General features: G+C 76.4%; 6 protein-coding genes. 2 read left to right on the top strand and 4 right to left on the bottom strand.

Going from position 1 to position 6,763, the window contains the following annotated elements:
- On the top strand, positions 1-1,411 hold a 1,411-nt coding region (locus tag EF903_RS26400), incomplete at its 5' end, for a beta-ketoacyl reductase (RefSeq protein ID WP_185902829.1).
- Positions 1,412-1,496: 85 nt separating this feature from the next.
- On the opposite strand, the gene EF903_RS26405 is transcribed toward EF903_RS26400, so the two are convergent.
- Positions 1,497-2,771, bottom strand: a complete 1,275-nt coding sequence (locus EF903_RS26405; protein WP_125547264.1) for a DUF1266 domain-containing protein — start codon at positions 2,769-2,771, stop codon at positions 1,497-1,499.
- Positions 2,772-2,780: 9 nt separating this feature from the next.
- Positions 2,781-3,461 carry a DUF402 domain-containing protein gene (locus EF903_RS26410; protein ID WP_125547266.1) on the bottom strand — a complete coding sequence of 227 codons (681 nt, stop codon included), beginning with the start codon at positions 3,459-3,461 and terminating at the stop codon, positions 2,781-2,783.
- Positions 3,462-3,737: 276 nt separating this feature from the next.
- Here EF903_RS26410 and EF903_RS26415 point away from each other — a divergent pair, with 276 nt between their 5' ends.
- Positions 3,738-3,941 (top strand): EF-hand domain-containing protein, encoded by a 204-nt coding sequence (locus EF903_RS26415; protein ID WP_125547268.1) that lies wholly within the window; start codon positions 3,738-3,740, stop codon positions 3,939-3,941.
- 129 nt (positions 3,942-4,070) lie between these two features.
- Here the strand turns inward: EF903_RS26415 and EF903_RS26420 are convergent, their stop codons facing one another.
- Positions 4,071-5,291 (bottom strand): MFS transporter, encoded by a 1,221-nt coding sequence (locus EF903_RS26420; RefSeq protein ID WP_125547270.1) that lies wholly within the window; start codon positions 5,289-5,291, stop codon positions 4,071-4,073.
- 1 nt (position 5,292) lies between these two features.
- Positions 5,293-6,735 carry an NAD(P)-binding domain-containing protein gene (locus EF903_RS26425; protein WP_125547272.1) on the bottom strand — a complete coding sequence of 481 codons (1,443 nt, stop codon included), beginning with the start codon at positions 6,733-6,735 and terminating at the stop codon, positions 5,293-5,295.
- Positions 6,736-6,763: the final 28 nt, after the last annotated feature.

The following is a 6,763-nucleotide window of genomic DNA, read 5'->3' on the forward strand; positions in this document are numbered from 1 at the left end:
AGGCGGGGGCGCGGGGGAGGGGGCGCCCGCGCTCGCCCCGCTCTGGTCGGCCGTCGAGAGCGCCGACCTCGGCGCGGCCCTCGACCTGCTGGACCTGCGGGGCGACGAGACGCCGGCCCAGGTCCTCCAGGCCCTCGGCCGGCTCCGCTCCGGAGTGGCGGCTCCGGTCCTCGAAGCGGCGCGGTGGACGCGGGTGCCGGACGGCCCCGCCCCCGAACTCGCCCACGACATCGTGCTGCTCGCCCCTTCCACGGGCGGCGAGGAGCTGGCCGACGCGGTCGCCGGCACCCTGGTCCGGCACGGCGCCCGGGTCCGCGCGGGCGGCGCCGGGCGCCCGGACCTCGTACTGGCCCTCCCCGGCACCGAACCGGCCGCCGAGCCGGGGGTCCCCCGGTGGGCCCTCGTCGACGGCGACGGCGCGGTGCCCGCCTGCGAGCACACCGTGATCCTCCCGAAGGACCTCGCCGCGCCCGCGCGGCGCCGCCTGTGCGCGGCCGTGGCCGGCGGGTACCGGGAGGCGCGGATCGCCCCGGACGGGCTGTTCGTGCGGGCCTACGAGCCGCTGGGCCGGACCGGGGTGTGGCGTCCCGAAGGGGACGTCCTGGTGGCCGGCCCGGCGGACGCGCTCACCGCCGCGATCGTCGACGCCGTGCTCGCGTCCGGGGCCCGCTGCCTCGTGGCGGGCGGCGCCGAACGCCCCGCCGGCGCACTGGCGTACGCCGGCGCGGGGCAGACCGCGACGCTCACGGCGGCGATCGTCCGGGCCGGCAGCGGCTTCGAGGACGTGCCGGCACCGCTGGTGGCCGTCGTGTCCTCGGGGGAGACCGTGCCGGAAGCGGCGGGCTCCCTCGCCGCGGCGGTACACCCCGACCTCGACCCGCGGGCGGCGGTGACCGGCCTGTGGCGGGCGATGTCCACCGGGGAGACCGCCGTACGCATCCTGGACACCGCCCCCGCGGCGCCGGCCGCGGAGCCGGCGGCGGCCGCGGCGGAGCGGACGGACCCCGCGGCGGAGCGGACGGACCCCGCGCCGGAGCCCGCCGAGGCCGCGACGGCCACGACCGAGCCGACGGCCGCGGCACCGGAACCCGGGCCCGGCGGCCCTCAGCCCCGGGACTCCGCACTCCGGGCCACCCTCGCGGAACTCCCCCGCACGGAGTGGGCCGAGGCCGTGCTCGGCGGTGTGCGGGGCCTCGCGGCCGCGGTGCTCGGGTACGAGTCCGCGTCCGAGATCGACGCCGAGGGCGAGTTCCTCGACATGGGCCTGACGTCGGTGACCGCCCTCGAACTCCGCGACCACCTGACCGGACTGACCGGCCTGGAATGGCCCGCGGACCTCCTCTACGAGTACCCGACGCCCCGCGAACTGGCCGACGCCGTGGCCGACCGCCTGACCGCGCCCGCCGCCTGATCCGCCGCCGCGGCGCCGTACCGACCCCGGTCGGTACGGCGCCGCGTGGCGGGACGCGGCGCCCGACCGCGCCGAAGCGGCAGCCTCAGGCCCAGGGAAGCGTGCGCCACGGGCTCGCCGGGTCCGTGGTGAGGGCACGGTGGGTCGCGAGGACCGTCTCGTACCACTCGCCGAACTCCTCCTCGTCGAAGTGGAGGCAGCGGCCCAGGATGTAGGCGGCCGAGAAGTCCTCCCACGACCGGTAGTTGACCTGGGCGAGCCGGCCGGCCCGGACCACGGCCGCCTCGGCCTCCTGCAGCGAGCACAGCCGGGCGGCGAGCCCCCAGCGGGCCATGCCGGAGGCCCGGCCGAAGTCCCAGGCCTCGACGCTGCGGACGAAGCCCCCCTCGGGCAGCAGCCCGTCCGCGCGGAACCGCGCCTCGTAGCGGGCAATGCGGCCGATCAGCCGCTGAACACCCGTCACCCGGCCCTCCAGCTCCTCGGCGCCGACGGTGCGGCCGGGGAGGACGCCGTCCGCGGTCAGGCGGGGCTCGGCGGCGGCCTCGGCCCGCCGGCGCACCGTGTTCCCCGCGGCCTCGCGCCAGTGGCCGACGTCGACGGGGCCCGCGAAGTCCAGGGCCATGGAGCGGCGAAGCTGCAGAACGAACTCCCACACCCCGCTGACCATGTCGGCGCGCAGCAGCCGTTCCTGCGTGTCCTGCCAGTCCTCGCGGGTGGTGACGCCCCACCACTGCTCCAGCGTGCGCTTCTCGCAGCGGTAGCCGCAGCCGTGGTACGCCATCGAGTTCCAGTACCGCCCGTTGCGCACGTTGATGTGCGCGCCGACCGCGAGGCCGAAGGCGACGGGCCCGGTCCGCGGGCCGCCCACCTCCAGCGTGTGGACGACGTCCCGGGCCAGCCCCGGCCGTTCCACCGGGGCGGAGTGTCGCCGCCACAGGGCCCGGCCCTCCGGCCCGGCCGGCAGCACGCCCTCGCAGGGACTGCCCGGGTTGACGACGAGGTAGGGCGGGTCGTCCTGCGCCCAGACTTCCGCGAACCAGCCCAGGTCGTAGCAGTTGTAGACCGGATCGGCGACGGGCGGCGGCAGCATCCCGCCCGTGTAGACGGCAAGGCACATGGTCCCGGTCTGCGGGTTCCAGTACGGGTGGAAGCGGCTGCTGCGCGGGTTTGCGTCGACGTGGGCGCGCGACTGCATCATGTACAGGTCGGCCCGCGCGACGAGGTCGTAGTACGCGGGCCAGTCGCCGCGCGCCTTCGCCTCGTACAGCCCCCGCTCCACCGCGCTCGGTGCCTGCCAGCCACGCGCCGACACCCCCGGACCGGGCAGGGCCCCCTCGTCGTGACCGGTCGTCGAACTCATGCCCCAACCCTAATCGCGCGCCCCCTGTGCCCCGCAAACCGCCCCGGCGGTACTCCACCGGGGAAGGCGCGGTGTGGGCCAGGCCGGCTCCCAGCGCCACGCCGCCCACCGCTCCGCGTCCGCGAAGACGCCGGTGCGTTCGGTGAGCATCGCGAGTACCTCCTCGCGGGCGGCGTCCACCGCCTGGTGCTCGGCGTCGGTGACGATGCCGAGCCTCCGCACGTGCGCGTACTCGTCCTCGTCCTTCCACTCCCAGCGGGTGAGGCCGGGGTCGGCGACCAGGTCGACGGTGAGGTCGAAGGTGTCGAAGCCGTCCGGCGTGCGGCGGATCGGATGCTCGAAGTTCACGTACCAGTTCCGCAGCCCGGCGCTGCCGTAGAAGGCGTTGACACTGAACCACGCGGCCGGCGGCTTCCACACCAGCAGCTCGGTCTCCTGCCACACCGCGTCCGCGAGTTCCCATGCGCCGGTCGCCATCGCATCGAACGCCTCCGTGCGCAGTGACCGGTCGCCGTCGTCGCGGGCCCTCACGTACAGGGCCGGCCAGCGGGTCTGGGCTCCCGGCGGGCAGGCGGCGACCAGGGCCCCGCCGGTGTCCGCGACGACGCGCAGCGCGTGCTCGCTCCACACCCGGCCCGTACGGTGCACATCGCGCCGTACGACCGTCCGACCCGTCTCGAAACGGTGCATCACGCCCTCCCTCACCATCCCGGCCGGACCTCCGACCGGGCACGCCCACCAGCTCAGCGCGTCTCGGGAGCGGCGGGCAAGCCCCCGTCCGGGGCGTGCGCCCGGGATTTCCCCGGGTCTGAGGCGGGCCGGGGCCATTCCGGCTGCGAGCGGTGTCCTGCCCGGCCGGGGCGGGGCAGCAGGGCCGGTGCTCGGCGGCCGGCGTGACATGGCCCGTGTGGCAGGGTGGTGGGGCATGTGGGCCTTCGGGGCCTGTGAAAGCGAAAGGGTTGTGTCATGAACGAGGCCGAGCTCAGGGCGCTGTTCGACGAGATCGACACGGACGGCGACGGGCGGATCAACATCGTCGAACTGGCGGAGGGGTTCAAGGCCGAGGGCGCCCAGGGGCACCTCGCCGAGGAGGTCAGGAAGGCCATGGAGGCCGACGCGAACCACGACGGGGTCCTCGACTTCGACGAGTTCCGCACCCTGCTGAAGTAGCGGCAGGAGCCGGGCGAGCCCACCGCGAGGGGGCTTGCCCGGGCACTGCTGCCACGGGCCGTCCCGTCCCCACCCGGGCGCAGGCCGCCGGACACGAACGGGCGTGGTGCCGTCGCCGGTTCGGGTGAGTCATCCCCCGCCGGCTGGGGGACGGGCTGCGAGGGCCGCGGCGGCGGCGGTGGCCGACAGCGCGGCGAGCAGCGCGAACAGTGCGGGGTATCCGCCGAGGGGACCGGCGAGGAGGGCTCCGGCGAAGGGGGCGGCAGCGGCCGCGGCGTGTGCGGGTGCTCCGAGGAGTCCGGAGAGGCGGCCGTAGTGGGTGGTGCCCCAGCGGTCGGTGACGGCGGTCGCCTGGAGGAGGGTGAGGTTGCCGCGGACCACCCCGGCGAGGACGGACACCGCGATGAGGACGGCGTAGGGGGCGGCCACGGCGGCGAGGGCCGCGGTGGTGAGAGCACCGAGGGCGATCAGGGTGACGGTGCGGGCGGTGACGCCGAGGCGGCGGGCGAGGGTCGCGTACAGGGTGCGGCCTAGGGTCTGCCCCGCACCGCCGAGTCCCAGGGCCCACGCAGCCTGGGCGGTGGTGTAGCCGCGTTCGAGGAGCAGCGGGACGAGGCCGATGACGACGGCGTACATCGCGAACGCGGACAGGGCGAAGGCGGCAGCCAGCATCCCGAACGCCCGGCTGCGCACGACGCGCTTGTGGCCGCCGGTGACGTGCGGCGGGCTCGGCGGGGCCGGCGGCCAGGAGGCTTTCAGCGCGAGGGCGTGGGCCGGGATGGTCACGGCGGCGAGGATGCCGGCGAGCACTGCGTAGGTGGCGCGCCAGGACATGTGGCCGGCGAGCGTCGCGGTCAGGGGTGCGAAGACGGTGGAGGCGAGTCCGCCCGCGAGGGTGACGATGGTGAGGGCGCGGATGTGGTCGGGGGCCCACCAGCGGGTGAGGGCGGCGAAGGCGGGCTGGTAGAAGGTGGCGGCCATGGCTGCCCCGGCGAGCAGCCATCCGGCGAAGAAGACGGCCGGGTCGGGGGCGGCGGCGATCACCAGCAGGCTCAGGGGCCCCAGGACGGAGCCGGCGGTCATGACGGTGCGGGGGCCGCGGTGGTCCAGGACGCGGCCGACGCAGATCCCCGCTACGGCGGAGACGGCGAGGGCGGCGGAGAACGCCGCGGTGGTCGCGCCCGCGCTCCAGCCGGTGTCGGCGGTGATGGCCGGGTTGAGGACCGGGAAGGCGTAGTAGAGGATGCCCCAGCCGGTGATCTGGGTGAGGCAGAGGGCGGGCAGCACGGCGCGCGGCCGCGACCGGACCCCCGTCCCGGTCGCGGCCGCGCCGCTTTGAAGGCCGCTCACCTCAGCAGCCGCCGGACGGGGCGGGGGCGGCGCCGATGGTGAGGGTGGCCGGGGCCGCGCAGCATCCACCGCCGGTCTCCTCCGCGGCCGCGGGCTCGTCGAACAGGCCCGCGCCGCCGCACACCCCGGTCTCGGGGAGGGTGAGTTCGACCCGCTCGGCGGCTTCGCGGTCGCCGGCGAGGTGGGCGGCGATGGAGCGGACCTGCTCGTAGCCGGTCATGGCGAGGAAGGTCGGGGCGCGGCCGTAGGACTTCATGCCGACGAGGTAGACGTCCTTCTCCGGGTGGGAGAGCTCGTCCACGCCGTGGGGGTAGACGGTGCCGCACGAGTGCTGGTTCGGGTCGATCAGCGGTGCCAGCTCGACCGGGGCCTGAAGGCGCTCGTCCAGACCCAGGCGCAGTTCGTCGAGGAAGGTGAGGTCGGGGCGGAAGCCGGTGAGCACGATGACCTCGTCCACGGCGTCGAGGCGGCGGCCGTCCTCGCCGACCAGGACCAGGCGGCCGTCGCCGTCCCGCTCGAAGGCGTCGGTGCGGAACCCGGTGACGGCATCGGCGTGCCCGGCGTCGACCGCGGCCTTGGCCGCGAGACCGAGGGCGCCGCGGGCGGGGAGCTGGTCGGCCTCGCCGCCGCCGAAGGTCGAGCCGGAGATCCCGCGGCGCAGGACCCACACCGCCTTGGTGCCGGAGCCGTCTTCCGACGTGGCGAGGTCGGCGAGGTAGGCGAGGGCGGTGAAGGCGGAGGCGCCGGAGCCGATGACGGCGGTGCGCCTGCCCGCGTACCGGGCGCGTACGGCGGGGTCCTTGAGGTCGGGGACGCGGTAGGCGATCCGGTCGGCGGCGGCCTTCTCGCCGAGGGCGGGCAGTCCGCTGCCGCCTGCGGGGCCGGGGGTGGACCAGGTGCCGGAGGCGTCGATGACGGCGCGGGCCCGGACGCGCTCCTCCCGGCCGTCGGCCGTCTCGACGTGGACGACGAAGGGCTGGGCCGCGCGGTCGGCGTCGACGACACGGTCGCGGCCGGTGCGGGAGACCCCGGTGACGCGGGCGCCGAAGCGGACGCGGTCGCCGAGGACGTCGGCGAGGGGCTGGAGGTAGAGCTCGGCCCAGTCCCCGCCCGTCGGGTAGGAGGCCGCGTCCGGCTTGACCCAGCCGGTCGGGGCGAGGAGCTTCTCCGCTGCCGGGTCGACGACCTCGCCCCACGGCGAGAACAGCCGTACGTGGGCCCAGTCGCGGGTGGCGGTTCCGGCGTGCGGGCCGGCTTCGAGGACGAGGAAGTCCAGGCCGCGGTCTTCGAGGTGGGCAGCGGCGGCCAGGCCGGCCGGCCCGGCCCCGACCGCCCCCGCGTCGACGCCCGCGGCCGCCCCCGAGGCCGGGCCGGTCGCCCCGCCGAGGCCCCCGGGGGAAGAGGGGAAGGCGCCGGGCGTGGCCTGGTCGGAGGACGACGGCATCGTGTGGCTGCGGCCGGGCGCGCAGTGG

It is taken from the genome of Streptomyces sp. WAC05292 (assembly GCF_003949955.1).
In the GTDB taxonomy this organism is placed as follows: Bacteria; Actinomycetota; Actinomycetes; order Streptomycetales; family Streptomycetaceae; genus Streptomyces; species Streptomyces globosus.